The following is a 26,682-nucleotide window of genomic DNA, read 5'->3' on the forward strand; positions in this document are numbered from 1 at the left end:
CGGTTGCAAAATGAACGTTCTATCCCCCAGCAGCGTGTGCATAGTATATGGACAGGGGGGAGAACGTATGAAAAAGCACTGGATGGCAACCATTCTTTTTATCGTTGTACTTTTATTGTTTGTGCAAAAAGAGCTTTCATTGGATGTCGTTCCGTACATACATGATAAAGATGAGTCTGCAGCACCAGCAGCGAGCAGCCCGTCCTCGCTGTTTGAACAAGTTGAAAAAGCAGCAGACTCATTGAATGAGCCGCCTGTTGATGCAGTGGTTGATAAGGTGTGGAAAGCTGTTCCGGGTTATAACGGTAAAATGGTGGATACCAAAGCGTCGTATGAAAAAATGAAACGAGACGGTTCCTTTGATGAACGAAAATTAGTATTCGAAGAAGTATCCCCAGAGGTTCACTTGGAAGATTTGCCACCAACGCCTGTGTATAAAGGTAATGCCCAAAAACCAATGGTTTCCTTTTTAATCAATGTGTCGTGGGGAGAAGATTATTTGCCATCCATATTAAAAACCTTGAGAGAAGAAAAGGTGAAAGCTACGTTTTTTCTAGAAGGGCGCTGGGTCCAGAAGAACCCGAAGTTAGCGAAAATGATCAAAGAAGAAGGACATGAAATTGGCAGTCATGCTTACTCGCACCCTGATTTAAGCACTTCATCACGGGCACGCATCAAAGAAGAGCTTCAAAAAACGAATGAAGCGTTAGCAGCTGTTTTATCAGTGGAACCGCGCTTATTTGCTCCCCCATCTGGAAGTTTTAATCAAGAAACGGTTGATATTGCGCATGATATGGGAATGTATACCATCTTATGGACGGTGGATACGATTGATTGGAAAAATCCAGAACCAATGGACATGGCAGTAAAAACTGCCTCGAAAGTGGAGAATGGTTCGATGATTTTAATGCACCCAACAGCATCTACAGCAGGTGGATTAAAGGAGATGATTCGAATCATCAAAGAAAAAAATTTGCAAATTGATACTGTTACTCATTTATTGGACGAAACACGAATGCAAACAACATCCTCATCAACCAACTAAAGGAGGCCCCATTCATGGTAGAAACGCTTACATTAAATAATGGTCTTCGTGTCGTAACCGAACATATATCTTCTGTACGTTCTGTGACAATGGGCATATGGGTGAAAGCCGGTTCAAGATACGAACAGCAGCAGGAAAATGGTATTTCTCATTTTTTGGAACATATGTTTTTTAAGGGGACAAATTCGCAGTCGGCCGCTGATATTGCAGAAAGTTTTGATAAGATTGGCGGCCAGGTCAATGCGTTGACATCCAAAGAATACACATGCTTTTACGCAAAAGTACTTGATGAGCATGCGCAGCGAGCACTGGATATTTTGGCTGACATGTTTTTTCATGCGACATTTGACAGTGATGAATTAGAAAAAGAACGAAATGTTATTTTTGAAGAAATTAAGATGGTTGATGATACACCAGATGATATTGTGCACGACATTTTAAGTGAAGCAAGTTATGGCGACCACCCGCTGGGAAAACCTATTTTAGGGACAGAGCACACGGTTTCTCAATTTACCAAAGAACAGCTGCAATCTTATAAATCGCGTTTTTATACAGCCGAAAACGTGGTTATCTCCTTGGCAGGCAATATTCATGATGCACTGCTCCGCCAGATAGAGAAAAAGTTTGGGTCGTTTGCAAATCAGCACCATGCACAGCCAGTCACAGCCCCAACGTTTCAGACAGGGAAAAAGACAAAGAAAAAAGATACAGAACAAGCACATCTGTGCTTAGGATTTCCCGGTCTTCAAACAGGAGATGACAACATATATGCGTTGATTTTATTAAACAATGTGCTGGGTGGCAGCATGAGCAGCCGGCTTTTTCAAGATATACGTGAAAATAAAGGGCTCGCTTACTCCGTTTTCTCTTACCATTCGGCTTTTCAAGATAATGGTATGCTGACGATTTACGGTGGTACAGGATATCATCAGCTCGATGAGTTGTATGAGAGCATTATGCACTGTGTGACGGATTTGCAGGAGAATGGTTTAACAGAAAAAGAATTAGCCAATGGCAAAGAACAATTAAAAGGGAACTTAATGCTCAGTTTAGAAAGCACTAGCAGCCGCATGAGCAGAAACGGAAAAAATGAATTGTTATTAGGGAGACACCGTTCGCTAGACGAGTTAATTGAGCGTGTGCAAGCAGTTGATTTAAACGATATTAAAACAACAGCCAATCAAGTCTTTCAAGGTGATTTTGCGCTGTCATTAATTAGTAAAGACGGCAAGCTGCCTGGCTCTGTCAATTAATACAGGAAGGGGTCATGAGCATGCGATTGAATGACATCTCAAAAAAAGAAGTGCTGGATGCAAAAACCGGTGAAAAACTTGGTATGCCAGGCACAGCTGACATTATCATTGATGAGGACTCAGGAAAAGTCCTCTCTCTTTTGCTGCCTGCATCGGCATCACCATTTCGGAAACGCCGAAAAGAATGGGTAATTCCATGGGATAACATCCAACGGATTGGTGAAGATTTCGTCATTATTGACAGCGGCTACCTAAAAGAACCGAAAACATTTGAATAAAGAAACAAAAAAAACAGCGGTCCAGCGAGGCAGCTGTTTTTTTAAGTTCTATAAAGTGTGTGTCGATAATCATCATTTTCTTATTTCTGATTAGATGGTTCTTCCAGATCATTTGTGGTGGGCGATGGAGAACATCACCCCGGTAAATCTCCAGCTGTTGCTTCGCCTGCGAGTATCTCACCGCGTCATTATTAACGAGGATAGAGCCGACAGAAAGTGTGCCGTACACTCATCCTCGACATATGAATAACTTGCCGGCACTTTCCATAAGTGCAGGGAGAACGACACGTGTGCCGCTTGGTCTTTATACATTAGGAACTTCTAATACTGTTAAAGAATGGAAGTACAAGTGAAACAGCGGCTTCGGCCTTTTGGACTCAAGGAAAAAGAGGTTTTCTAACTAGTGTTTCCCTGTTTTGTTTCAGGACAATAAGATTCTTCTGCATAAATTTCTCTTGTCTAGCTGGGCAATTATATTTCACTATTACGCGAATTTCTCATAAGGTATTAAAGGCGGATATGCAGTGCGAAGGAGAGGAAGAGAACATGGGAAAACCAAATAAATTGGCATTCATTGGAGGAGATGCCAGGCAGATTGAGATGGCTGAATATCTATGGGCACAAGGTGATGAGATATACTTGTTTGGGTTTGACCAGTGGATGAGAAACACTGCAGGCATTACAAAAGCAAAAAGTGACCAAGAGATACCATGGGATCAATTACATGCTGTTATTCTGCCTGTCAGCGGATTGAAAGCAAATCAAAAAGTAGAAGCCTGTTTTTCATCTAAAGATGTCATATTAAATGAAAAATGGCTGAAACAAACGCCAGAGAGCTGTGTTATCATCAGTGGAATTTCTACACAAGAACTAGAAGACCTGTTGCAAAAAGTGAAGCGAAAAACAATAAAGTTGTTAGAAAGAGATGATGTGGCCATTTATAATTCCATTCCATCAGCAGAGGGGACGCTGCTAATGGCTATGCAGGAGACAGATATTACCATTCATAAGTCAAATACAATAATTTTAGGATTTGGCCGCACTGGGCAAACAATTGCAAGAACCTTTTCTGTGTTAGGTGCATATGCAAAAGTAGGAACGATACATCCAGCCGAAAAAGCACGTGCAGAGGCAATGGGGTTAGAAACGTTCGAATGGAAAAACTTGCAAAATGAAGTGCAGTCTGCAGATCTTTGCATTAATACCGTGCCAGCTAGCGTATTGACAGAAGACATTCTTGTACATTTTCCGGTTCGTTCCGTCATTATTGATATCGCTTCTCCGCCTGGTGGCACTGATTTTTCATTTGCCAAACAAAGGGGTATCAAAGCAATCCTAGCACCTGGTCTTCCTGGAGCAGTGGCCCCGAAGACAGCAGGACAAATTTTAGCAAAAGTAATTAGTCAGTTGCTTGGTACAAACCAAGTAGAAAAGGAGGCTTAACATGCCTTTTCAAAATAAGAAAATAGGTTTTGGTGTAACTGGTTCACATTGTACATTAGAAGAAGCAATTCCGTATATGAAAGAATTAAGGGATAAAGGCGCCGATGTTTATCCTTTCATTACACCGACTGTGTTAAAAACGGATACGAAATTTGGCGCCGCAGAAAAATGGTTGAAAAAGATTCAAGAGGCTTCGGGAAAAGCAGAGGTCGTTGACTCCATCGTCAAAGCAGAACCGTTCGGTCCCAAAACACCGCTTGATGCTATGGTGATTGCTCCTATGACAGGTAACTCCATCAGCCGATTTGCAAATGCAATTACTGACTCTCCTGTACTCATGGGGGCAAAAGCAACGCTTCGAAACGGCCGTCCCATTGTTTTGGCTATTTCAACAAATGATGCGTTAGGATTAAATGGATCGAATATTTTGAAGTTAATGAATGCAAAAAATATTTATTTTGTTCCATTTGGTCAAGATAATCCAGTTAAAAAACCTACGTCTCTAGTAGCCAGAATGGAAGATATCTCATTAACATTGGAAGAAGCTCTTTCTGGTCGCCAATATCAGCCAGTCATTATTGAAAAATTCAAAGATTAAACGATTACCGCTATTGCGAATTATTCTATCATCTTTTATGTTAAAATAGATACAGTTATACACGAAGCTTCCATCAAGTTTATTTGGAAGAAATTTTTACGAAACGGAAGGAGTCATCATTCATGGCTAATGAAACAGGTTACAATGTAGCAGTTGTTGGAGCAACTGGTGCTGTAGGTGAACAAATGCTAAAGACGCTGGAGGAAAGAAATTTTCCTATCAAAGATTTAAAACCACTTTCTTCTAAGCGCTCAGCAGGAAAAAAAGTGTCCTTTAAAGGAAATGAATATACAGTAGAGGAAGCAACACCAGAAGCGTTTGAAGGGGTGGACCTGGCGTTGTTTTCTGCAGGAGGATCGGTATCAAAAGCACTTGCTCCAGAAGCAGTGAAAAAAGGAGCAATAGTTGTTGATAATACAAGTGCTTACCGTATGGACGAAAATGTTCCGCTCGTTGTCCCAGAGGTAAATGAAGCGGATTTGAAAGAGCATAATGGTATTATTGCCAACCCTAACTGTTCAACGATTCAAATGGTTGTGGCACTGGAACCAATCAGAGAAAAGTATGGTCTGAAGAAAGTAATTGTTTCGACTTATCAAGCGGTTTCCGGCGCTGGTCTTGCGGCAGTGGATGAAATGAAAGAACAATCAAAAGATGTGCTCGAAGGAAAAGACATCAACCCTGAAATTCTTCCAGTTGGAGGAGACAAAAAGCACTATCAAATTGCTTTTAATGCGATACCCCAAATTGATAAGTTCCAAGATAATGGCTACACGTTTGAAGAAATGAAAATGATTAATGAAACGAAGAAGATTATGCACCAAAACGATTTAGAAGTAGCAGCAACTTGTGTGCGTCTTCCAGTAGAAACGGGTCACTCTGAATCTGTTTATGTAGAAACAGAGGACGGCTCACCAGAAGTAAGCGAATTAAAAGACTTATTACAAAGCGGTGCAGGTATTACGCTTCAAGATAACCCGTCTGAACAAGAATATCCGATGGCTGTTGACAGCGTTGGCCTTTCAGACGTATTTGTTGGAAGAATTCGTCGGGACCTTGACCGTGACAACGCTTATCACTTCTGGGTTGTATCAGATAATCTGCTAAAGGGAGCAGCATACAACTCCGTGCAAATTGCTGAAAGTCTTGTGAAATTAAATCTGTTAAAAGGGTAAAAAGAAGGGTTGCCTATGAAAAAGCTCGTTCAGAAATTCGGCGGAACCTCTGTACAGAATGAAGACATGCGAAAAAGAGCAGCAAGACATGTCAAAAATGCAGTAGCACAAGGATATAAAGTTGTTGTTGTCGTGTCGGCAATGGGAAGAGAAGGTGATCCGTATGCAACGGACACCTTGCTCAGTCTTGTTAATAAACAATCATCTCATGTAGGCACAAGAGAGAAGGATATGCTCATCTCTTGTGGAGAAGTGATTTCGTCAGTGGTGTTTACGGAACTGTTGTTATCAGAAGGAATCAGCGCTACGTCGATGACAGGTGCACAGGCGGGTTTTCTCACAAACGAAGAATTCGGAGAAGCTCGTATCATAGATATAACATCCCGCCATCTAGAAGATACGCTGTCTCATGTCGATGTTGTCGTTGTTGCCGGCTTTCAAGGGGTGTCTGAAAATGGAGAGTGGACGACACTTGGCCGCGGCGGCAGCGATACGTCAGCAACTGCGTTGGCGGCTTCCCTGCAAGCAGAGCGGGTTGATATTTTCACCGATGTAGAAGGTATTATGACAGCAGACCCAAGAATTGTAGAAGAAGCGACGATTATTGATTCAGTGACATACCAGGAAATTTGTAACATGGCCTATCAAGGAGCAAAAGTGATTCACCCGCGGGCAGTTGAAATTGCCATGCAGGCTAAAATACCGATTAGAATACGATCAACAGTTTCCAGTGCACCGGGTACTCTGATTACAGTTGGGGCGAATGAACAGTATGACGTACAAGATCGTCCAGTTACAGGAATTGCACATATGTCTGGAATTTCACAGATTACGGTGCGGGGAAATGATTATTTATCGCTTCAAACCGACGTGTTTCAAGAAATGGCAAAAGCAAATATATCGGTTGATTTTATTAATATCCAGCCAGCTGCGGTGGTGTATACGGTTCCAGATGAACGGGCAGAGCAGGCAATGCATGTGTTAAGAGAAAAAGGATACGAACCGGAATGTTTATCGAGCTGCGCGAAAGTTTCTGCCGTAGGCGCCGGGATGACGGGTGTTCCTGGTGTAGCATCGAAAATTGTTGCTGCGCTGGCAAAAGAAAATATTCAAATTTTCCAATCTGCGGATTCGCATACAACCATTTGGGTATTGGTAAAAGAGGAGGACATGGAAAAAGCAGTTCTTGCTCTTCATGCTATGTTTCAATTGGAAAAACCGAATAACTCTGCCACAGATGAAGGTTAAGAATGCGGTGTTAATTCTGCCGCTGCAACATGAGTTGGCGGATAAGAAAGAAAGGGGCGGAATATGATTGAATTTCGGTCGATTGCTCACCGCTATGGTAACGCCTTTTGATCAATATGGGGGACTGGATGAAGACGCATTAGAGCCCTTGGTTGAACATTTAATCGCCACTGGCACGGAAGGTCTTGTCGTTGCGGGAACGACAGGGGAATCCCCTACGTTAAAAGCAGAAGAAAAATTGTTCCTTTTTAAGCGTGTGAAAGAAATAGCCGGCAGCCGTACGAGTGTTATTGCGGGGGTTGGCACAAATGATACATCTTATTCAAAAGAATTAACCGAAAAAGCTGCTAAAACGGGGATTGATGGTGTAATGGCAGTCACCCCGTATTATAATAAGCCGAATCAAGAGGGGATGTATCATCATTTTCAAACCATTGCTAATGCTTCGTCTCTTCCCGTCATGATTTACAACATTCCTGGACGTTGCATTGTAAACCTGCAGGCAGATACGTTAATTCAATTAAGCAAGCTGCCTACGGTTACGTCTGTGAAAGAAGCAAGCGGTGACTTAGAACAAATTTCTTACATCATAGAAGAAAGTCCTGAAGACTTTTATGTGTACAGTGGTGATGATTCGATGACGCTTCCTATTATGTCCGTAGGAGGACACGGAGTAGTATCTGTGGCGGCTCATATGGTTGGAAAAGAAATGGCAGCAATCATCAAAGAATTTACAAGCGGCAATGTGGCAGCTGCTTCTAATAAGCATCGAAAGCTGCTGCCCAAAATGAAGGCCTGTTTTATTGCACCGAGCCCAGCGCCCGTAAAAGCAGTACTTGCACAAGCAGGAATATTGTCAAATTATACGAGACCGCCAATCCTGCCGTTAAACGAAACTGAAAGAAAGCAGTTAGAACAATGGTTCAGCCTGGCATAAAGCCAGGCTTTTTTCGCTTTAGAATGTTTCATTTTGCGAAAGGCTGGAAGTATCAGCAAAATAATTACCTTCTGTCATTTGAAACTTGACGGCATGATTATTGTCTTTATGATATACAGGATTTCGGCGTTAATGGCTAGTTGAGATTGTGATTATACGGGCGCTGGACAAATAAAAATACGTGCAGGTATGGAAGAAAACGCACCATCTGGCTGGTGGATAAATATGTTTTTCTTATATTTGTAAACAGAGGAATACACTTGTATTCTTTAATACAAGTAAGTTATACTACTATCAAGTGATTTGTCCGGATACAAATAAATAGAGGTAAAAGTTTGCGTACAAACGTCACAAAGCAAGATAGAAGAGAATGCAATACTAGGAGGAAATGAAGTTGTCAAAGCAGTCATTAGAGAGCATACGTGTTTTTGCACTGGGCGGTGTCGGTGAAGTTGGCAAAAACATGTACGTTGTAGAAACAGATGAAGATATATTTATGATTGATGCGGGACTGATGTTCCCTGAAGACGATATGCTTGGTGTCGACGTTGTGATACCAGATATATCATATATTGTTCAAAATAAAGATCGTTTTCGCGCCATCGTTTTAACGCATGGACATGAAGACCATATCGGTGCACTTCCTTATATTCTGCGGAAAGTAAATGTTCCGGTATATGGCACAAAATTGACATTGGGCTTAGTGGAAGATCATTTAAAAGAAAAGGGTCTTCGAAAAAAATCTGACCTTCGTCTTATTCATGAACGCAGTCGCATTAAGGTTGGTCAAATCCCATTAAGTTTCTTTCGTGTTAATCATAGTATCCCGGATGCGGTGGGCATCTGTGTGCATACGCCGCAAGGAATTATTGTGCACACGGGAGACTTTAAATTTGATCAAACACCAGTTGATGGCAAGTTTACAGATATGAACACATTAACGAATGTTGGAAAAAAAGGCGTTCTTTGTTTGTTATCAGACAGCACCAATGCAGAACGTCCTGGTACAAGCCCTTCGGAGACTTCGACGGGGGAAGGAATAAAAGAAGTGTTTCAAGAGGCAACCGGACGAATTGTTGTTACAACGTTTGCGTCGAATGTACACCGTATCCAGCAAGTCATTGACGCTGCCAGAAAACAAAATCGGAAAATTGCTGTTGTCGGTCACTCCATGAAAAAAGTAATTGATATTGCACGCGGTATTGGTTATTTAGAATATCCGGATGAATTGTTTGTTGATACCGATAAAGTAAATGACTTGGATAATGATAAAGTGACAATTTTGTGTACAGGAAGTCAAGGAGAGCCGATGTCTGCCTTGACACGGATGGCAAAAGGGGCTCATCGGCAAGTAACCATCGAAAGCGGAGACACTGTTATTATTGCGGCTAACCCAATACCTGGAAATGAAAAGTCTGTGTCACGTATCATTGACTTTTTATATCAAATCGGTGCAGAAGTGGTGTATGGCGATAAGCATGTACATGCTTCTGGTCATGGTTGTCAAGAAGAATTGATGCTGATGCTCAATATTTTAAAACCACAGTATTTTATTCCTGTACATGGTGAATACAGAATGCAGCACGCTCATGGAGAGTTGGGTGAAAAAGCAGGTGTTGATCCGAATAATATCTTTCTCATTGATAAAGGAGAAAGAGTAGAATTCACTAATGGAAAAGCGAAACAAGCAGGAAAAGTTCCTTCGGGAAATGTGTTGATTGATGGCCTGGGTGTAGGCGATGTCGGTAATATTGTGCTGCGTGACCGCAGGTTATTGTCAGAAGATGGTATTCTCGTTGTTGTTGTTACACTTGATAAGAAAAACGGAGGTATCCGCTCGGGTCCTGATATTATCTCAAGAGGATTTGTTTATGTGAGAGAGTCAGAAGAACTGCTAGAAGAAGCGAACAATAAAGTGTCGGCAACGTTAGAAAAGTGTATGAGTGAAAATGTCAATGAATGGTCTTCCTTAAAAAGCAGTATCCGCGACGTGTTGAGTCGTTATTTATACGAAAAAACAAGGCGGCGTCCGATGATTTTGCCTATTATTATGGAAGTTTAATCGACATCTGAAAAACGGCATGTATTCGGCTTTTCTGGAATGCAAGCCGTTTTTTTATGTTTGTTCGTGAAGGCAGGGGTTTTTGTGCATGAAGATAGGGTGTGGTTGTCATACTACTGGTATACTCATATAGGGAGGTATGACAACATGCCGAATAACGAAAACCCATCAACGCCACAGCAGCCAAATCCGCAAACGTCTCCAAATCAACCCCCGCAACAACCAAATAAAGATGATAAAAGCTCGAGTCTTGTTAACAAAATACAAGAGCTCGGACAAACCAACGTTGCACAAATGGAAAATTCGAATATTCACTGTATCACGGTTGTTGGGCAGATTGAAGGACACATGCAGCTGCCTCCGCAAAATAAAACCACGAAGTATGAACATATCATTCCGCAATTGGTAGCGGCAGAACAAAATCCAAAAATAGAAGGGCTGCTGCTCATTTTAAATACGGTGGGAGGAGATGTGGAAGCGGGCCTTGCTATGTCTGAAATGGTAGCAAGTATGAGCAAACCTACCGTGACAATTGTATTAGGTGGAGGCCACTCCATTGGTGTTCCAATTGCTGTTGCAGCAGATCACTCTTACATTGCAGAGACAGCGACAATGACAATTCACCCGATTCGTTTAACAGGGCTGGTTATTGGTGTGCCGCAGACATTTGAATATCTCGATAAAATGCAAGACCGTGTCATTAGCTTCGTGACGCGTCATTCCAACATTGAGGAAGAGAAATTTAAAGAACTCATGTTTGCAAAAGGTAATTTAACAAGAGATATTGGTACAAATGTTATTGGCGGAGACGCTGTCGAATACGGCCTGATTGATGAAGTGGGCGGGATTGGAAAAGCATTAAAGAAATTAAATACACTCATTGATGAAGCAAAAGAAGACAATGGCGGGGAGATGCTGCAATGATTATTTATACACCGCTTGGCATGGAGTCCATTTTCCCTCCAGATGAAAAGGATTGGAACAATAAAAAGCAGGTGCCGATTGAAAATGGAACAGTAATGATTGAAAAAGCAGATGATTTTACATGGAGAGTGGTCGCTTTAAACAGCTCTAACCCAAATGATTACATGCTTCCTCAATATCAGCCAGGTACAACATGGACGGGCGGACAATAAAGTTTTTTCAAGGAAAGGCAGGAAAATTGTGTTATAATGAGAATAGAATAGTCAGACTGTAAGGGCTGTCTCCGAATACGTGAAACGTCGAGGCAGCCCGCTTCGTTGTGGTCACCATCTGTTACCAACACTTTGTATACATACATGAACCACAGCGATAAAGAGCGGGAGATGGAGGTGATCAGATGGGCAAAAAGAAAAAACGCAAGAAAAGGTCGTCGAAAAGCTGGAAGTCACAAATGAAACATGAGTTGACGGGTCTTTTTTTGTTTACATTTGGCATACTGGCGCTGTTTCATTTAGGGCGCGCTGGTGAAGTGACAATGTCTTTGTTTCGCTTTCTTGCAGGAGAATGGGCAGCGGTATTGAATATTGGACTGCTGGTTTTTTCTGCAACACTGATTATCAAAAGAAAAATACCAACCTTGTATGAGAAGCGCTTAGGCGGTATATATTTAGCTGTTTGTACTCTGTTGTTACTCAGTCATGTACAAATGTTTGAGAACTTGGGAAGGCAGGGAGACTACGTAGAAAGTTCTGCACTTGTTACAACATGGGAATTATTTTTTTTAGATCCTTTTGCTAATGGACGCGTGGAAGATATCGGTGGAGGAATGCTTGGGGCAGTTTTATTTGTTACATCCCAATTTTTGTTTGATACCGGTGGTACCCGAATTGTTGCTGTTTTGCTATTCTTATTATCTTTTTTACTCGTCACAGGTTTATCGATGCAAGATATCTTGCAGTATATTTCTAAAAAAAGCGGACCAAAATTAAAACAAGCAGCTTTATCTCTCAAAGAAAAAGCAGCAGAGCAGCGAGAGTCTATTCAACAACAAAAAAAAGCAAGACAACAGTCTAAAGAAAGGAAGCCTGCACAAAAAGAGAAGTCAGTGCAGCCTGAGACGGCCGAAGCAGAACCAGTACAAGAACCTGTTATTTATAATTTTGCCGAACAAGCGTATCAGCGCTCGGATGTGGAAGATCATCAGGAAGAACAGGGAGAAAAGATTACGCAAGAAAGGCCGCCGTCTTTTGAAGGGCAAGAGAAAACAGAGGAAGACGAGGTGAAAACCCCGCTTTTATCTCATGAAGAAGAAAACAAAGACTATGAATTACCGGCTCTTCATTTGCTCGGTGCTCCAAAACATAACACACAAAAGCATGAACGCAGCTTGATTTCCTCCAATGCGCGCACATTAGAAGAGACACTGCACAGTTTCGGTGTGAAAGCACGTGTGAACGAAGTGCATTTAGGACCAGCAGTAACAAAGTATGAAGTGCAGCCCGACACCGGGGTGAAAGTCAGCAAAATTGTTAATTTAGCTGACGACTTAGCACTTGCGCTAGCGGCCAAAGATATCCGCATTGAAGCTCCTATTCCTGGAAAAGCCGCCGTTGGTATTGAAGTGCCAAATCAGGAAGTAGCGATGGTGACATTACGGGAAGTACTGGAAGCAGGTTATCAAAAAGAAGACCACGTCTTGTCCGTAGCACTTGGACGCGATATTTCTGGTGAGCCGGTACTTGCATCCCTTCATAAGATGCCGCATTTATTAGTTGCCGGTGCTACAGGAAGCGGAAAAAGTGTATGTATAAATGGCATTATCACCAGCATTTTGATGAAAGCTAAACCACACGAGGTCAAGTTAATGATGATTGATCCAAAAATGGTGGAGCTTAACGTTTATAACGGTATTCCACATTTGTTAACCCCTGTGGTTACCGAACCGAAAAAAGCAGCACAAGCATTGAAAAAAGTGGTTGCTGAAATGGAAAGACGTTACGACTTATTTTCTCATACTGGTACTAGAAACATTGAAGGGTATAACGAACTCATACGCAAGCAAAATGAAAAAGAAGAAGAAAGGCAGCCAGAGCTTCCTTATATTATCGTATTGGTTGATGAATTGGCTGACTTAATGATGGTTGCATCAAGTGATGTGGAAGATGCTATCACGCGTTTAGCACAAATGGCACGAGCAGCAGGCATTCATATGATTATTGCTACACAACGTCCGTCAGTTGATGTTATTACAGGCGTTATCAAAGCAAATATCCCATCCAGAATTGCTTTTGGTGTATCGAGCCAAACCGACTCTCGTACGATTTTAGACGCTAGTGGAGCGGAAAAGTTATTAGGAAAAGGGGATATGCTGTTTCAGCCAGTAGGTTCCAATAAATCAACCCGGGTGCAAGGTGCTTTTGTTTCCGATGAAGAAGTAGAAATGGTGGTTGATGCCGTTGTTGCACAACAACAGGCGAACTATCAAGAAGAAATGATTCCAGAAGACAAGCCAAAAGTCCAAGATGAAGTAAGCGATGAATTATATGAAGATGCAGTGGATTTAGTTACACAAATGCAGACTGCTTCGGTGTCAATGCTGCAGCGCCGTTTTAGAATAGGATATACAAGAGCGGCAAGATTGATTGATGAAATGGAGATGCGGGGTATTGTCGGGCCGTATGAAGGGAGTAAACCGCGTGAAGTTTTGATTCACTCCTACAGCGACCATAATGAAGAAGCTACGAGATAGCTGCAATAATACCCCCAACAACTGAAGGAGGTTCTTATTCAACATGGTAGAAGAGCAGGTAGTTAATACAAATGGATTAGACGTTCATGTTATGAACACGAACAAGTACAAAACGACTACATTTGTTTTACAAATAAAAGCGAACCTGAGCAAGGAAACAGCAACACACAGAGCGCTGTTAGCGAGCGTGTTAAAAAGTGCAACCGAGCAGTTTCCATCGCGCAAAGAAATTAGATTATATTTAGATGATTTATATGGTGCTTCGTTTTCGGCAGATGTGGCTAGAAAAGGTGAAAACCATATTATCTCGCTGAAATTTGAAACAGCAAACGAAAAGTTTTTGAAAGATGATTCATCGTTGTTTACAAAAAGTATTCAATTTTTAAAAGAAGTCCTAGAAAACCCTTATTTCGAAGGTGACAACCAATTCTCTGAAAAAATTGTGCGGGAAGAAAAGCGCACGTTAAAACAAAAAATGGCATCGATTTATGACGATAAAATTCGCTATGCAAATAAACGCTTAGTCGAAGAAATGTGCAAAGGCGAAGCGTATGCTGTTCATCCATTTGGAGATCAAGAAACACTTGATACCATTACGAGTGACGATTTAAAGCAAGAATATGAACGTCTCTTGCAAGAAGATGACATACGTTTATATATTGTTGGAGATATTGATGTAAAACAAGCGGAAGAAGCGGCTCAAATTTTTTCTGTTACCTCTAGAAATGCCAGCAGTGCTTTAGAAGAGGGATACAGCAAAAAAGATAAAGTAAACGAAGTTACAGAAACAGATGATATTCAGCAAGGAAAGCTGCATTTAGGGTATCGAACAGAGGTCATGTTTAATGATGAACGTTTTCCAGCTATGCAAGTAATGAATGGCTTATTTGGCGGCTTCCCACATTCCAAACTGTTTATGAATGTTCGCGAAAAAGAAAGTATGGCTTATTATGCTGCTTCTAGGTATGAGAGTCTGAAAGGGTTAATGTTTGTATTTGCAGGCATTGAGGCAGTAAAGTACGAAAAAGCAGTAGATATTATTAAAAAACAGCTGGAAGATATGAAAGAAGGTCAATTTAGTGAAGAAGCGGTGGAACAGACAAAAGGGATGGTGAAAAATCAATTATTAGAAACAGCAGATTCAGCAAGGGGGCTTGTTGAATTATCTTATCAGCACGTGATTGCCGGAAGTGATCGATCGCTTTCTGATTGGCTTAAGGCGATTGATAAAGTGAGTAAAGATGACGTTATAAAAGCTGCACAAACGGTAGAGTTGGATACGAGCTACTTTTTACGAGGCAAGGAGGTAAATCATGGCCAATAAAAAAACATTTGACCAGCTTGAAGAAACCATTTACAGTGAAAAACTTGACAATGGACTAACAGTATTTGTTCTCCCAAAACCAGGGTTTCATAAAACATTTGCAGTGTTTTCAACGAATTACGGGTCTATTGACAATCATTTCGTGCCGTTAGGAAAGCAAGAAGCAGTAAAAGTTCCCGATGGTATTGCGCATTTTCTGGAACATAAGATGTTTGAAGATGAAGAAGGCGATGTTTTTCAAACGTTTGGGGAGCAAGGTGCTTCCGCTAATGCGTTTACAAGCTTTACGAAAACAGCCTATTTGTTTTCAAGTACACAGGAGACATATAAAAATTTAGAAACGTTGCTGGATTTTGTTCAACATCCATACTTTACAGATGAAAGTGTGGAAAAAGAAAAAGGAATAATTGAACAAGAAATTACGATGTATGAAGATAATGCGGATTGGCAGCTGTTTTTTAATCTGCTTGGCAATTTGTACCACAACCACCCTGTACAGATTGATATTGCCGGAAGTGCTTCCTCAATTTATGATATTACAAAAGAGGATCTTTACGAATGCTACCACACCTTCTATCACCCGTCGAACATGGTGTTATTTATTGCTGGCGATGTTGACAGCGAAAAGGTGTTTAACTTAGTGGAAAATAATCAGAGTCAAAAATCTTTTAAAGAACCCGAAAAAATTGAAAGGTTATTAGATGATGAGCCAAACGAAGTGAAACAGAAAAAATCTGTACAAGAAATGAGTGTTAATACACCAAAGTGTATGGTTGGATATAAAGTGGACGCCAGCACAAAAACAGGGTCAGATTTGCTTCAATATGAATTTTCGATGCAGCTGTTGTTAGATGTTTTGTTTGGGCCGGGCTCTGAAGCGTATGAAAGTTTTTATGAAGAAGGCTTGATCGATGATTCGTTTTCTACCGAGTTTACAGCAGAGAGGTCTTTCTCATTTTTAGCTGTCGGTGGTGACACCACAGACCCGGACCAGCTTGAAAAGCGAATTATTGACACCATTGAAAAAGCGGTGGAAGATGGTATTTCTAAGGAACAGCTGGACCGAGTGAGAAAGAAGAAAATCGGCAACTTTTTCAAACAACTCAACTCCCTTGAGTTTGTCGCCAATCAATATACCAGCTTTGCTTTTCACGATATCCATCTATTTGAAGCAATACCAGTGCTTGAAAACATAACGGCAGAAGAAGTAAATGAGCTGTTAAAGACCCATTTTCAACAAGATACACGCGCTGTGTCCCAGATCACTAAAAAACAGGCGGGATAATATGACAGCATTTACTGTCATTACAGGAGCCAGCGGCGCAATAGGAAGCGCCATTGCTCTTAAGCTGGCAAAAGAGGGCAGGCCGCTGTTTCTGCATTACCATCGTTCAGAAGATGATGTTCTCCGGCTTCAAGAAAAATGCGCTTGCTATGATGTCCCCGTTTTTGTTGTACGCGCTGACCTTTCCAAAAAAGGCGGAGCACAAGAGTTGTATGAACAGCTGCATTCTCCGGTAGATACACTGATTTATAACTGCGGTGTGCAACAGTATCGGTTGTTTCAAGACATCCAGGAAGAAAAGCTGTATGAAATGGCTCATCTGCATTTGTTAAATGCGATGCTCCTCAGCCAAAAATTACTGCCTGCAATGGTTTCAAAAAAGCATGGGAATATTGTTGTGATATCGTCTATTTGGGGAGAGCGGGGAGCAGCAATGGAAGTGGTATATTCCGCTTTAAAAGGCGGGGTAAACACGTTTGTCCGAGCTCTGGCTAAAGAGACAGCTCCATCCGGCATTCGTGTCAATGGTGTTGCTCCCGGTGCCATGGATACGCCGATGTTACACGCTTTTACCGATGAGGAAAAACAAATGCTGTTAGAAGAAATACCTAGCGGAAGGCTCGGAAAAGCGGCAGAAGCAGCCGATGCTGTTGCCTTTTTAACTAGTGAGCAAGCCTCCTATATTAACGGGCATGTATTGGATATTAATGGAGGCTGGTAATAAAATTTTCCCTCATAAATTTCTTCGTAATCGAACATCCTAAAGGCGATGACACCTTTAAGGAGGGAAATACATGTCTGTATTAGATAATTGGGATCAGTGGAAACAGTTTTTGAATGGAAGATTGGACCAGGCAAAGCATGATGGAATGCAAGGAAATGTGGTATCTGATGTAGCTTACGAGGTAGGCGAATACCTTGCCAACAATGTTGATCCAAAAAATGAGCAGGAACGAGTACTAGCTGATCTGTGGAAAGTAGCCGATGAAGACGAACAGCATGCCATTGCTAATATGATGGTGAAAATGGTACAGTCAGACTCTTCACGATAAGTATTAAAAGTAAAAGCTGTCCTTCTCTCTTTGAAGAGAGGGCAGTTTTCCTTTTCTTTAAAAAAAATGATTCCAAGAAGAGATGAATAGCGTATAATAAAAAATAAAGGATCTTTGTTTGAAAATAGTGTGTTAATACTGTTCAAAAACGGAAAAATAGCGTAAAATGACAAATGTCTAAAAAAGAAAGTTTTGTTAGCAGAGGTGAAAGAAGGATGGAGCAGAAAAAAGAGTGGTATTTGGAATATGAAATTCACCAGAATCGCCCAGGCCTTCTTGGTGACATATCCTCTTTGCTTGGTATGCTTTCGATTAATATTGTTACGATTAACGGGGTAGAAGACAGACGCCGTGGCATGTTGATTCGCAGTAAAAACGATGATCAAATCACACGTTTTCGTTCCATATTAGATACCATAGATAACATTACCGTCAGAAAACTTCGAGAACCAAAGCTGCGTGACAGGTTAGCAGTAATGCACGGCCGTTACATAGAACGTGATGCGGATGATAAAAAAACGTTTCGTTTTGTGCGTGATGAATTAGGGCTTCTTGTAGACTTTATGGCAGAGCTCTTTAAAAAAGACCGACATTACCTGATGGGGATACGGGGAATGCCTCGTGTCGGCAAGACGGAGTCATTAGTGGCTGCCAGTGTTTGCGCCAATAAACGCTGGTCGTTCATCTCATCGACGCTGTTAAGGCAAACGGTACGCAACCAGCTTGCCGATGATGAACTAGAAGAGGGGCATATTTATATTATTGATGGCATTGTCTCGATGATGAGAGCGTCTGAAAAGCACAGAATGCTGGTGGATGACATATTAAGACTTCCGGCGGTAAAGGTTGTTGAGCACCCGGACATATTCGTTAGAGAGTCAGCTTATACCCTGGATGATTTTGACTGTATTATAGAATTGCGAAACGATGAAAAAGAGGAGATAACATATGAAGTGGTAGAATCTGGTTTTTCTTCTTTTGATATCAGTTAGGTGGTAGGTGTTAACATTGTCAGAGCTTGGTCAGTTTTTGAAAACAAAACGTGAAGAACAAAACATCTCCATAGAAAAAATGCAGGAGATGACAAAAATACAAAAGCGTTATTTGGCTGCAATCGAAAATGGAAATTATGACGCACTGCCAGGTGCATTTTATACAAGAGCATTTGTCAAAAGTTATGCTGAAGCACTTAACTTAGAACCCGATGATATTTTTGAAGCGTATGGCCAAGAGCTTCCTAAACCAAAACAGCAGCCGACTGATTTGCCATCTCGAACCGAGCGGGCAAGGCCAAGGGCGAAGAAAAAGAAACAAAAAGCAGCAAATGTGTTTCCTGCTTTAATGGGGATATTATTCGTTATTGTCATTGCTGCAGGTGTATACCTCGTTGTACAAGGTACAGGAAGCGGGAGTACTGGAGGGGCGTCATCTCCAGAAGAAAATCCGTCAATTGAAGTAGACTCTAATGAAGATGCAGATACGGATGAAGAAACACGTGCGGATGAAAACGAAACAGACCGCCCATCTGAGGAAGAACAAACATCTGAAGAAGAGGAAGCACAGGAAGAAATGAACGAAGCAGCAGAAACGGATACAGAAAGCGAAACCCCGGAATTTGTATCAACAGAGAATCGCCGCTCCACATTTGATGCATCAACATCAGATGAACTTGTCATTGAATTGGAACTAACCGGCGACTCTTATTTAGATGTAAAAAACAGAGATGGTGAGCATTTAGATGACCTTTCAAACGTTTCAGATGGTGATACAGTACAGTTAGACTACAGTGACGAAGAGTATGTCATCTTAAATATTGGCAATGCGTCAGTCGTTACTGTTTCTGTAAATGGAGAAGAGATTGAATATCCGCTGAACCCCTCTGAAGTTGTTCACCAGTACTTGATTTTTGACAAAGAAGAATGATGTATCCCTGGGGCAGGCAATGACCCAGGGTTTTTATTTTGGGCTCTACAATATTTGTTGGGGTTATAAGAATTTCCTCTTTCTGATTGGACGGCTTTTCCGGTTTGCTTCCTGCGGACAGTACTTTAAAGTTACCGGGAACATCACCTCTGACAGATTTGTCCGGTGCTGCTGTTTGAGCAGGCGTCCCCTGAGCTGCCATTAAGCAGGGATATAGATAAGAACAACCCGGCTTACTTTTTAGGTTCTTATAGAGGAAACCGCCGTTTTTCTTATCTTATTATCCTTTAACAAAGGTAAATATTCATAAGTGCCAAAAAGCACATTATCTATGCATACCAACATGTGTACGGGAAACTTTTTTTATTGTCTCTGCCTCGTTCTTTTAGCTAATATGATACAATAGCGTCTAGGAAGTGCGTGATTTTAGAAGAAGCGAGGGAATGCAATGAACTTGCCAAATAAAATAACAATAGCCCGTATTTGTTTAATACCTGTTTTTATGGTTTGCATGCTCCTACCTTTTCCAAATGGGACGATGGAAATACATACAACACAGCTTCCTGCTGCACATATTGCTGGTTTGATTCTATTTGTTATCGCTGCTTCTACAGACTGGCTTGATGGTTATTATGCAAGGAAATACCAACTAGTAACAAATTTTGGTAAGTTCCTCGATCCATTGGCTGATAAACTTTTAGTTACAGCGGCATTGCTTGTTTTTGTGGAGCTGCAGGTTCTGCCGGCTTGGATGGCAGTCGTTATTATCAGCCGAGAATTTGCTGTCACTGGTATGCGGCTTGTCGCAGCGTCTGATGGAGAAGTTATTGCAGCCAGCCCTTTAGGAAAATGGAAAACGGTGTTTCAAATGTTCGGATTAGCTGTGTTGTTTATCGATGGTTTATTTATAGCAGCATGGAATGTGTCTTTAGGGATGGTTTTGATATGGATAGCAGTTCTGTTGACAATTGTTTCAGGCATTGAATACTTTTGGAAAAACAGGCATATTTTCAAGCATTCCATGTAAATGTGTGAAGAAGGTGGAAAAATGAACGCAGAAGTTATTGCTGTAGGTTCAGAATTATTGTTAGGACAAATTGCTAATACAAATGGTCAATTTTTATCTCAACAACTGGCAGGAGTTGGTTTTAATGTGTACAGACATACAGTTGTTGGAGATAATTGGGAGAGAATGAGAACAGCATTTGAAGAAGCTAGTGAACGAGCAGATGTTGTATTTGTAACTGGAGGTCTTGGCCCAACACAAGATGACTTAACAAAAGAAGTCATTGCTGAGTTAACGGAGAAACCGTTGCAGTATCATGAGGAGACGCTAAATAATATCAAACAATTTTTTGCAAAACGAAAACGGCCCATGTCAGCAAATAATAAAAAACAGGCTCACTGTACAGAGGGCAGTCATGTATTTTATAATGGAGCCGGACTAGCCTGTGGTATGGCTGATGTGTATAAGGAAACAATGTTTATTTTGCTCCCGGGTCCTCCTCGTGAGTTGAAATATATGTACGAACATGAGGTTCAACCTTATCTGGCTAAGAAGATGCCCCAAGATGCTGTGGTTCTGTCGAGAGTGTTACGCTTTTTCCATATTGGCGAATCACGTTTAGAAAAAGAGCTTATAGATTTGATTTATAACCAGTCCAATCCAACCATTGCTCCTTTGGCATCAGAAGGGGAAGTGACGATTCGGCTGACTGCAAAAGCTCAAACCGCAACAGAAGCAAATCACATGCTGGATAAGACAGAAACATTGATTACAGATAAAGTGGGGCATTATTTATATGGAAAAGAAAAAGATACGTTGCCGGTTCAAGTTGTAAAAGCGTTCACAAATGACAAGAAAACATTAGCAGCTGCAGAAAGTTTAACCGGCGGCTGGTTTGGAAAACATATCGTCGATGTGCCCGGGGCTTCAGCTGTGTTTGAAGGGTCATTGACCGCTTATTCTTCCTCTGCAAAAATAAAATTATTAAATATCTCAAGCCAGCTTATTGATCAGTACGGGACAGTCAGTAAAGAATGTGCGGAAGCGATGGCAGAAAAAGCGCGGCAGCAGTATCAAACTGATGTGGGAATTAGTTTCACTGGTGCTGCTGGTCCGGAAGCACTAGAAGGCAAAGAACCGGGAACTGTTTGGATTGGGATAGCCGATCAACATGGGGTGACTGCTCATGAACTACATCTCGCCGGGAGCCGTGAAAGCATTCGCCGATTAGCTGTGTATTATGGCTGCTGGTTTTTATTGAAAGAAAAGGTGGTAAACAAATGACGTACTTTGATGATTTTGATGTGAAAGATGAAATTAAAAAAGCAATCCGGGAGATGGGGTTTGAAGAACCTTCTCCTGTACAGGCAAAAGCTATTCCTGAAATTTTAAAGTCTAACGATGTTATTGGACAAGCGCAGACGGGGACAGGAAAAACCGCCGCATTTGGCATTCCATTGATCAACCGCATTACAAGTGATAAAAACGTCCAGGCAATGATTTTGACACCAACAAGAGAACTAGCAATCCAAGTGTCCGGGGAACTGCAAAAGCTATCCAAATACTTAAACATTCGTACACTGCCTATTTATGGAGGGCAATCCATTGGACATCAGATAAAAGCATTAAAACAGGGTGTTCAAATTGTTATTGGTACACCGGGTCGGGTACAGGACCATTTGCGCCGTAAAACATTGAAATTGGATCGCGTACAAACTGTAGTGCTGGATGAAGCTGATGAAATGCTTGACATGGGCTTTATTGATGATATTGAAACGATTTTAAAACAAATCAATATAGACCGGCAGACACTGTTATTTTCTGCTACAATGCCACCTGCTATCCGCAAGCTGTCAAAGCGTTACATGGTCAAGCCAGTAACTGTATCCATTAGCAAAAGTGAAGTGACTGCTCCTTCGATTGATCAGTGGTACTATAAAGTACTTGAGCGCAATAAGCAAGAATCATTGTGTCGTATTTTAGACAGTCAAGATCCTGAACTTGGCATTATTTTTTGCCGGACGAAAAAAGGAGTGGCTGAGCTGGCAGAAGTGTTACAGGCTCGAGGATATTTAGCGGATGGGCTGCATGGCGATTTGACTCAGTCACAGCGTGATGCTGTAATGAAAAAATTCCGGGAAGGAACAATTGAACTGCTTGTAGCAACGGATGTCGCAGCACGGGGCATTGACGTCCAAAATGTCAGTCATGTGATTAACTATGATATTCCACAAGACCCAGAAAGTTATGTCCATCGTATTGGCCGTACCGGAAGGGCAGGACGTAAAGGACAAGCATTAACGCTTGTAACACCAAGAGAAATGAAACACCTCCGCTCAATTGAAGCAGAAATCAATATGACTGTTCCATCAAAAAGCGTTCCTTCTATTGAAGAAGTCGTCGAAAAGCAGCAAGAGGCTTGGAAAAATCTTATTATTGATCAGTTTGAAGACGAGCAAGAGCTATCGTTGTTTGATGACTTAGCTGATGAATTGCTAGCTGAATATGATCCAAAAAATATCATTCGCTCTTTGATGAAAATGAATTTTTCTGCTGCTATTGGGGAAAATGATGACGGCTATAACTTTGGAGAAACAGGCGGAGCAAAAGGAATGATTCGTTTCTTTATTAATGTTGGCCGCAATGTGAATATGAGTCCAAAAGTGTTAATTGAAGAAATATCAGATGCTGTTGGTATTCCTGGTAAGGCTGTCGGGCGAATTGATATCTTTGAAAAGTTCACATTTGTAGAGGTTCCAGAAGAAGTCGCTCCGTTTGTATATGAGGCGCTGCGTTATTCTCGCATTAATGGAGCACGGGTGAATTTAGAGCCGGCTAAACCTCGTCCTAAAAAACCTGCACACACTGCTAAGTCACGTTCTCACAAATAAACGAACGCTGAACTGTTCAAAAGATGGGTTGCCATCTTTTGAACAGTTTTTATTCTATAAGAGGTAATGACAGCAATGCTTCATTCGCTTTGCTTTTGGGTGCTATAAAGTTTGAGAGAATCAGCATGACCTCTTCCTGCTGGTTATGCACTTCAACATTTGTGTGTGAACCTGTTTTTGAAGGAGCTTCTGCACGTTTGCCGACGTCCTGTTCACAGCAGAAACCATCATATCCTGGAAAAGGATAAAAAAGCGAATGAATGTTCGTGAAAACTATTGGCAAACGAATCAAAAACAGGTATGATGAAATAGGTGGTGAAACACATAACGGTCCTTTGGTACAAAGGCGTTTAAAATAGTTGTATTTTTTGTTTAGGGGAACAAGAAAAAGAAAGCATATGGAATTTTTTTATATCAAAGGAGAGATATACATGAGTGAACGGAAGGCAGCATTAGATCAAGCGCTCAAAAGCATCGAGAAACAGTTTGGGAAAGGTTCCATTATGAAGTTAGGAGAACAAGCAGAACGGAGGGTATCTACTATATCCAGTGGTGCTTTGGCGGTTGATATCGCTCTTGGCGTAGGTGGCTATCCGCGCGGAAGAATTGTAGAAATTTATGGGCCGGAATCATCAGGTAAAACAACGGTAGCACTGCATGCAATTGCTGAGGTGCAGCGCAAGGGCGGCCAAGCTGCATTTATAGATGCTGAGCACGCATTGGACCCTGTTTACGCGCAGAAGCTTGGAGTAGACATTGATGAACTGTTGCTGTCTCAGCCAGATACAGGAGAACAGGCGCTAGAGATTGCTGAAGCGCTTGTCCGAAGCGGAGCCGTAGATATTATTGTAGTGGACTCTGTAGCAGCACTTGTGCCGAAAGCGGAGATAGAAGGGGAGATGGGAGACAGCCACGTAGGGCTGCAGGCACGTTTGATGTCACAAGCTCTTCGCAAACTGTCCGGTGCAATTAGCAAGTCGAACTCTATTGCCGTATTTATCAATCAAATTCGTGAAAAAGTTGGCGTTATGTTTGGAAGTCCCGAAACAACTCCCGGGGGCCGTGCCTTGAAATTCTATTCTTCGGTTCGCTTAGAAGTGCGCCGTGCTGAAACGTTGAAACAAGGCAACGAAATGGTTGGAAATAAAACGCGTATTAAGATTGTCAAAAACAAAGTTGCGCCTCCATTTAAGCAAGCCGAGGTAGATATTATGTACGGGGAAGGCATTTCAAGAGAGGGGTCCATTCTTGATATTGGTGCTGAGCTTGATATTGTCCAAAAAAGCGGAGCTTGGTATTCCTATGAAGGAGAACGCCTGGGACAAGGACGTGAAAATTCGAAGCAATATTTAAGAGAAAATGAGGATGTAACGGCAGCAATTGAGCAAAGCATTCGAGAACATTACAGCCTTGATTCGATTCAGTCTCAACAGGAAGAAAAATCAGAGGAAGACGAGAGCTTTTTGACAGACACGGAAGAATAAACGTTAAAGAAAGCCACCTGCCGCTAAAAGGTGGCTTTCTTTATTTCTTCAGGCTTCGTGCCCGTGAGGTTGGGAAGTCTTGACATGTCTATATCGGAAGGATACAATTAAATGGAGTGAGACTTTATATGTCTCACAGAATGTTCACCGTATTTGCTTTGAAAAGGCGTTTTATCAAAGAAATTAGTTCATAATTTCAAATAAAAACAGCCTTTTTTACTGACAGCACAACCGGTCGACACCACGTCAAAGAAACATTCAACACGTATGCACACGTACTACACTCTTGAACGAAGATGGAAGAAAAAGCCTAACAACAGCAGGTAGGCACAACTAGATAGCAAGAGGAGGTGAAAAGACTTGGACAATATCTTTCTCATCTCCATTTTGCTTGTTGTCGTTGCAGCTTTGAGTGGATTGATTGGTTATTTTGTTCGTAAATCTATTGCTGAAGCGAAGATAGCGAGCGCGGAACAAGCCGCCAAACAAATCGTAGAGGATGCAGAGCGGAAAGCAGAAGCAAGTAAAAAAGAAGCAGTGCTGGAAGCGAAAGATCAAGCGCATCAGCTTCGTGCAGAAGCAGAAGAAGATTTGCGGGAGCGGCGAAATGAAGTTCAGAAACAAGAAAACCGCTTAATGCAGAAAGAAGAGATTCTTGACCGGAAAAGCGAGACATTGGACAAGAAAGAGGAATCGTTGGAAAAGAGAGAAGAATCTCTCGCCGACAAACAACGACAGGTAGAAGAAGATCACAGCAAAGTGGAGGAGATTTTAGCCAAACAACAAGAAGAGTTAGAGAGAATATCAGGAATGTCTCGTGATGAGGCGAGAACCATGATACGTCAAGACGTTGAACAAGAGCTGGAACATGAAACAGCGATTATGGTCAAAGAACATACAGAACGCGTAAAAAGCGAGGCCGACAAGAAGGCTCGTCAAATTTTATCTTTGGCGATACAACGTTGTGCAGCCGATCATATCGCTGAAACAACAGTTTCTGTCGTTAACCTGCCTAATGATGAAATGAAAGGGCGTATCATTGGAAGAGAAGGACGTAACATTCGTGCACTGGAGACATTAACTGGAATTGACTTAATTATTGATGATACACCAGAAGCTGTTATCCTCTCTGGCTTTGATCCTATTAGAAGAGAAATTGCCCGAACGTCTCTTGATAAACTCGTCCAAGATGGACGCATTCACCCTGCTCGCATTGAAGAGACAGTGGAAAAGTCCCGGCGTGAAGTGGATGAGTTAATTCGTGAATACGGCGAAGAGACAACATTTGAAATGGGTATTCATGCACTTCATCCCGATTTAATTAAAATACTCGGGCGTTTGAAGTTCCGATCCAGTTATGGGCAGAATGTGCTGAATCACTCGAAGGAAGTAGCACATTTAACAGCGCTAATGGCAGCTGAACTTGGTGAAGATGAACAACTAGCGAAGCGTGCTGGTTTACTTCATGACATTGGAAAAGCAATTGATCATGAAGTGGAAGGCAGCCACGTTGAAATAGGTGTTGAACTCGGAGAAAAATACAAAGAACACCCGGTTGTTATTAATAGTATTGCTTCTCACCATGGAGATACAGAAGCAACTTCGGTGATTTCCACATTGGTGGCTGCAGCTGATGCGTTATCTGCTGCCCGTCCGGGAGCTAGACGAGAAACCCTTGAAACCTATATCCGCCGCTTAGAGAAATTAGAAGAAATTGCGGAATCGTTTGAAGGGGTAGAGAAGACCTATGCTATTCAGGCTGGACGTGAAGTAAGAATTATGGTTAAGCCTGACTTAGTGGATGATGCTGTCGCTCATCGTTTAGCAAGGGACATTACCAAGCAAATTGAAGAAGAACTCGATTATCCAGGGCATATTCGAGTTACCGTTATTCGTGAAACAAGAGCAGTAGAATATGCAAAATAAAGCGGCAGAAACGCCGCTTTATTTTTATGATGACAGCAATGTCTGAAGGATAAAAATATAATTTGAATTTCTTCTTGCT

At 41.6% G+C, this 26,682-nt stretch carries 23 protein-coding genes; all 23 read left to right on the forward strand.

The window, feature by feature from the left end:
* Positions 1 to 67 precede the first annotated feature (67 nt).
* The 23 genes from BLT18_RS01270 to rny all read left to right on the forward strand — a co-directional run bounded on the left by BLT18_RS01270 (position 68) and on the right by rny (position 26,603).
* Positions 68 to 1,045 carry a polysaccharide deacetylase family protein gene (locus tag BLT18_RS01270; RefSeq protein ID WP_091270456.1) on the forward strand — a complete coding sequence of 326 codons (978 nt, stop codon included), beginning with the start codon at positions 68 to 70 and terminating at the stop codon, positions 1,043 to 1,045.
* A 14-nt stretch (positions 1,046 to 1,059) separates the two neighbouring features.
* A complete protein-coding gene (locus tag BLT18_RS01275; protein ID WP_091270458.1) occupies positions 1,060 to 2,298 on the forward strand; it encodes a M16 family metallopeptidase in 1,239 nt (412 codons plus the stop codon).
* 14 nt (positions 2,299 to 2,312) lie between these two features.
* Positions 2,313 to 2,576: a YlmC/YmxH family sporulation protein gene (locus BLT18_RS01280; protein ID WP_091270460.1), complete on the forward strand. Its 264-nt coding sequence runs from the start codon at positions 2,313 to 2,315 to the stop codon at positions 2,574 to 2,576.
* Positions 2,577 to 3,122: 546 nt separating this feature from the next.
* The gene (gene dpsA, locus BLT18_RS01285) at positions 3,123 to 4,019 is read left to right on the forward strand and encodes a dipicolinate synthase subunit DpsA (RefSeq protein ID WP_091270461.1); all 897 of its coding nucleotides are present in this window, start codon (positions 3,123 to 3,125) and stop codon (positions 4,017 to 4,019) included.
* 1 nt (position 4,020) lies between these two features.
* The gene (locus BLT18_RS01290) at positions 4,021 to 4,617 is read left to right on the forward strand and encodes a dipicolinate synthase subunit B (protein ID WP_091270463.1); all 597 of its coding nucleotides are present in this window, start codon (positions 4,021 to 4,023) and stop codon (positions 4,615 to 4,617) included.
* Positions 4,618 to 4,739: 122 nt separating this feature from the next.
* Entirely contained in the window at positions 4,740 to 5,792 is a 1,053-nt protein-coding gene (gene asd / locus BLT18_RS01295; RefSeq protein ID WP_091270465.1) for an aspartate-semialdehyde dehydrogenase, read from the forward strand.
* Positions 5,793 to 5,807: 15 nt separating this feature from the next.
* Entirely contained in the window at positions 5,808 to 7,040 is a 1,233-nt protein-coding gene (gene dapG / locus BLT18_RS01300) for an aspartate kinase (protein ID WP_091270467.1), read from the forward strand.
* Between the two features lie 67 nt (positions 7,041 to 7,107).
* Positions 7,108 to 7,977 carry a 4-hydroxy-tetrahydrodipicolinate synthase gene (gene dapA / locus BLT18_RS01305; RefSeq protein ID WP_091270468.1) on the forward strand — a complete coding sequence of 290 codons (870 nt, stop codon included), beginning with the start codon at positions 7,108 to 7,110 and terminating at the stop codon, positions 7,975 to 7,977.
* 388 nt (positions 7,978 to 8,365) lie between these two features.
* Entirely contained in the window at positions 8,366 to 10,039 is a 1,674-nt protein-coding gene (locus BLT18_RS01310) for a ribonuclease J (protein ID WP_091270470.1), read from the forward strand.
* A gap of 147 nt (positions 10,040 to 10,186) precedes the next feature.
* Positions 10,187 to 10,963: a ClpP family protease gene (locus tag BLT18_RS01315; RefSeq protein ID WP_091270472.1), complete on the forward strand. Its 777-nt coding sequence runs from the start codon at positions 10,187 to 10,189 to the stop codon at positions 10,961 to 10,963.
* A complete protein-coding gene (locus tag BLT18_RS01320; protein WP_091270473.1) occupies positions 10,960 to 11,175 on the forward strand; it encodes a YlzJ-like family protein in 216 nt (71 codons plus the stop codon). Before BLT18_RS01315 ends, BLT18_RS01320 begins: the two co-directional genes overlap by 4 nt.
* 185 nt (positions 11,176 to 11,360) lie before the next feature.
* Positions 11,361 to 13,712: a DNA translocase FtsK gene (locus BLT18_RS01325; protein WP_091270475.1), complete on the forward strand. Its 2,352-nt coding sequence runs from the start codon at positions 11,361 to 11,363 to the stop codon at positions 13,710 to 13,712.
* Positions 13,713 to 13,755: 43 nt separating this feature from the next.
* Positions 13,756 to 15,036 (forward strand): EF-P 5-aminopentanol modification-associated protein YfmF, encoded by a 1,281-nt coding sequence (gene yfmF / locus BLT18_RS01330; RefSeq protein WP_091270476.1) that lies wholly within the window; start codon positions 13,756 to 13,758, stop codon positions 15,034 to 15,036.
* Positions 15,026 to 16,321, forward strand: a complete 1,296-nt coding sequence (gene yfmH, locus BLT18_RS01335; protein WP_091270478.1) for an EF-P 5-aminopentanol modification-associated protein YfmH — start codon at positions 15,026 to 15,028, stop codon at positions 16,319 to 16,321. Before yfmF ends, yfmH begins: the two co-directional genes overlap by 11 nt.
* Position 16,322: 1 nt before the next feature.
* A complete protein-coding gene (gene ymfI, locus BLT18_RS01340; RefSeq protein ID WP_091270480.1) occupies positions 16,323 to 17,042 on the forward strand; it encodes an elongation factor P 5-aminopentanone reductase in 720 nt (239 codons plus the stop codon).
* 73 nt (positions 17,043 to 17,115) lie between these two features.
* A complete protein-coding gene (locus tag BLT18_RS01345; protein WP_091270482.1) occupies positions 17,116 to 17,373 on the forward strand; it encodes a DUF3243 domain-containing protein in 258 nt (85 codons plus the stop codon).
* 215 nt (positions 17,374 to 17,588) lie between these two features.
* Positions 17,589 to 18,365 carry a DUF3388 domain-containing protein gene (locus BLT18_RS01350; RefSeq protein WP_091270483.1) on the forward strand — a complete coding sequence of 259 codons (777 nt, stop codon included), beginning with the start codon at positions 17,589 to 17,591 and terminating at the stop codon, positions 18,363 to 18,365.
* Positions 18,366 to 18,381: 16 nt separating this feature from the next.
* Positions 18,382 to 19,296 carry a helix-turn-helix domain-containing protein gene (locus BLT18_RS01355; RefSeq protein ID WP_217635725.1) on the forward strand — a complete coding sequence of 305 codons (915 nt, stop codon included), beginning with the start codon at positions 18,382 to 18,384 and terminating at the stop codon, positions 19,294 to 19,296.
* Between the two features lie 448 nt (positions 19,297 to 19,744).
* On the forward strand, positions 19,745 to 20,323 hold the full coding sequence (pgsA, locus tag BLT18_RS01360; RefSeq protein ID WP_091270487.1) for a CDP-diacylglycerol--glycerol-3-phosphate 3-phosphatidyltransferase: 579 nt from the start codon (positions 19,745 to 19,747) through the stop codon (positions 20,321 to 20,323).
* A gap of 21 nt (positions 20,324 to 20,344) precedes the next feature.
* Positions 20,345 to 21,586 (forward strand): competence/damage-inducible protein A, encoded by a 1,242-nt coding sequence (locus BLT18_RS01365; RefSeq protein ID WP_091270489.1) that lies wholly within the window; start codon positions 20,345 to 20,347, stop codon positions 21,584 to 21,586.
* A complete protein-coding gene (locus BLT18_RS01370) occupies positions 21,583 to 23,193 on the forward strand; it encodes a DEAD/DEAH box helicase (RefSeq protein ID WP_091270491.1) in 1,611 nt (536 codons plus the stop codon). Before BLT18_RS01365 ends, BLT18_RS01370 begins: the two co-directional genes overlap by 4 nt.
* A 431-nt stretch (positions 23,194 to 23,624) precedes the next feature.
* Entirely contained in the window at positions 23,625 to 24,677 is a 1,053-nt protein-coding gene (gene recA, locus BLT18_RS01380) for a recombinase RecA (RefSeq protein WP_091270494.1), read from the forward strand.
* Positions 24,678 to 25,037: 360 nt separating this feature from the next.
* Entirely contained in the window at positions 25,038 to 26,603 is a 1,566-nt protein-coding gene (rny, locus tag BLT18_RS01385) for a ribonuclease Y (protein ID WP_091270496.1), read from the forward strand.
* Positions 26,604 to 26,682: the final 79 nt, after the last annotated feature.

Source organism: Alteribacillus persepolensis (assembly GCF_900099605.1).
GTDB classification, from domain to species: domain Bacteria; phylum Bacillota; class Bacilli; order Bacillales; family Marinococcaceae; genus Alteribacillus; species Alteribacillus persepolensis.

Bases quoted from the DNA above. Each gene is read 5' to 3' on its own strand.
- BLT18_RS01310 (WP_091270470.1), top strand. From the start codon at position 8,366: ATGAAGTTGTCAAAGCAGTCATTAGAGAGCATACGTGTTTTTGCACTG.
- BLT18_RS01315 (WP_091270472.1), top strand. From the start codon at position 10,187: ATGCCGAATAACGAAAACCCATCAACGCCACAGCAGCCAAATCCGCAA.
- dapG (WP_091270467.1), top strand. From the start codon at position 5,808: ATGAAAAAGCTCGTTCAGAAATTCGGCGGAACCTCTGTACAGAATGAA.
- recA (WP_091270494.1), top strand. From the start codon at position 23,625: ATGAGTGAACGGAAGGCAGCATTAGATCAAGCGCTCAAAAGCATCGAG.
- BLT18_RS01280 (WP_091270460.1), top strand. From the start codon at position 2,313: ATGAGCATGCGATTGAATGACATCTCAAAAAAAGAAGTGCTGGATGCA.
- asd (WP_091270465.1), top strand. From the start codon at position 4,740: ATGGCTAATGAAACAGGTTACAATGTAGCAGTTGTTGGAGCAACTGGT.
- dpsA (WP_091270461.1), top strand. From the start codon at position 3,123: ATGGGAAAACCAAATAAATTGGCATTCATTGGAGGAGATGCCAGGCAG.
- BLT18_RS01345 (WP_091270482.1), top strand. From the start codon at position 17,116: ATGTCTGTATTAGATAATTGGGATCAGTGGAAACAGTTTTTGAATGGA.
- BLT18_RS01320 (WP_091270473.1), top strand. From the start codon at position 10,960: ATGATTATTTATACACCGCTTGGCATGGAGTCCATTTTCCCTCCAGAT.
- BLT18_RS01365 (WP_091270489.1), top strand. From the start codon at position 20,345: ATGAACGCAGAAGTTATTGCTGTAGGTTCAGAATTATTGTTAGGACAA.
- BLT18_RS01290 (WP_091270463.1), top strand. From the start codon at position 4,021: ATGCCTTTTCAAAATAAGAAAATAGGTTTTGGTGTAACTGGTTCACAT.
- BLT18_RS01325 (WP_091270475.1), top strand. From the start codon at position 11,361: ATGGGCAAAAAGAAAAAACGCAAGAAAAGGTCGTCGAAAAGCTGGAAG.
- BLT18_RS01350 (WP_091270483.1), top strand. From the start codon at position 17,589: ATGGAGCAGAAAAAAGAGTGGTATTTGGAATATGAAATTCACCAGAAT.
- BLT18_RS01275 (WP_091270458.1), top strand. From the start codon at position 1,060: ATGGTAGAAACGCTTACATTAAATAATGGTCTTCGTGTCGTAACCGAA.
- BLT18_RS01270 (WP_091270456.1), top strand. From the start codon at position 68: ATGAAAAAGCACTGGATGGCAACCATTCTTTTTATCGTTGTACTTTTA.
- pgsA (WP_091270487.1), top strand. From the start codon at position 19,745: ATGAACTTGCCAAATAAAATAACAATAGCCCGTATTTGTTTAATACCT.
- yfmF (WP_091270476.1), top strand. From the start codon at position 13,756: ATGGTAGAAGAGCAGGTAGTTAATACAAATGGATTAGACGTTCATGTT.
- BLT18_RS01370 (WP_091270491.1), top strand. From the start codon at position 21,583: ATGACGTACTTTGATGATTTTGATGTGAAAGATGAAATTAAAAAAGCA.
- yfmH (WP_091270478.1), top strand. From the start codon at position 15,026: ATGGCCAATAAAAAAACATTTGACCAGCTTGAAGAAACCATTTACAGT.
- ymfI (WP_091270480.1), top strand. From the start codon at position 16,323: ATGACAGCATTTACTGTCATTACAGGAGCCAGCGGCGCAATAGGAAGC.